This is a genomic window from Pseudomonas sp. ENNP23, assembly GCF_001728945.1.
In the GTDB taxonomy this organism is placed as follows: Bacteria; Pseudomonadota; Gammaproteobacteria; order Pseudomonadales; family Pseudomonadaceae; genus Metapseudomonas; species Metapseudomonas otitidis.
The window spans coordinates 1-1,321 of the sequence record NZ_LYSP01000102.1; the positions used below are offsets into that span (position 1 = coordinate 1).

At 63.7% G+C, this 1,321-nt stretch carries 1 pseudogene; it reads left to right on the top strand.

What is annotated here, in order from left to right:
• Positions 1–976: 976 nt before the first annotated feature.
• A pseudogene (locus tag A9G05_RS26195) lies at positions 977–1,321 on the top strand (hypothetical protein); the annotation flags it as partial.

The following is a 1,321-nucleotide window of genomic DNA, read 5'->3' on the forward strand; positions in this document are numbered from 1 at the left end:
TTTTTTATGCACACACGGAAAACGCGCTTCCCGTTCACCGGAAGCGCCATTCCCCCTTCGCGCCAGGCACCGTCCGTAGGATGCGGTGAGCTTGGCGAACCGCATCGATCCAGGCCCGGCCCGCCATGATGGGCTTCGCACAGCTCAGCCCATCCTGCGAGTGCCTCGGCGCCATCCGGTAAGCATCGAGCCAGGGGTTATCCCCAAGGCCTGGGTGCCGGGAGTTGGTGGATGAAAAGAGCGCCATCCACCAGCGGTGCCATGCCGGAGTCCGTTGGTGGATCGGTGGAATCCGTAGGATGCGGTGAGCTCGGCGAACCGCATCAATCCAGGCCCGGCCCGCCATGATGGGCTTCGCACAGCTCAGCCCATCCTACGAGTGCCTCGGCGCCATCCGGTGAGCATCGAGCCAGGGGCTATCCCCAAGGCCGGGGTGCCGGGAGTTGGTGGATGAAAAGAGCGCTATCCACCAGCGGTGCCATGCCGGACTCCGTTGGTGGATCGGTGGAATCCGTAGGATGCGGTGAGCTTGGCGAACCGCATCGATCCAGGCCCAGCCCGCCATGATGGGCTTCGCACAGCTCAGCCCATCCTACGAGTGCCTCGGCGCCATCCGGTGAGCATCGAGCCAGGGGTTATCCCCAAGGCCTGGGTGCCGGGAGTTGGTGGATGAAAAGAGCGCTATCCACCGGCGGCGGGGCGGTTTGGTGGGTCGCCCCAAACTGATGCAGGGCTGTTCGATCGGTCAGCTCCGGCCGCCCATAACCGGGCAGCCCCCGCCCCTCCACAAGTCGGAAATTCACCCGCCATCACCGATAACCCCTTGAAACATCGGGGCCTATCCCGATAATCCGGCGCCCGGGGAAGGTGTCGCGAAAAACTGGCTCCTTTCTTGCTCTGGCAGGCAAGCCTGACCAATCAGACAGCTTCCACGCAGAGGGAAGCCAATAAAACCAGCACCAGGAGCCCATCCCGAATGAACCGTACCCTCTCCGCTCTCGCGCTCGCCGGCGGCCTGCTGGCCGCTGGCCAAGCCCTGGCCGACGGCCCCCTGCTGTGGCAGAACAACAGCGTCACCTACCTCTATGGGAAGGACTTCAAGGTCAACCCCGAGATCCAGCAGACCTTCACCTTCGAGCATGCCAGCGGCTGGACCTGGGGCGACCTGTTCCTCTTCGTCGACCAGATCAACTACAACGGCAAGGCTGACGCCAACGCCGGCAATAACACCTACTACGGCGAGATTTCCCCGCGCCTGTCCTTCGGCAAGCTGTTCGACCAGAAGATCGCCTTCGGCCCCGTGACCGACGTGCTGCTGGCG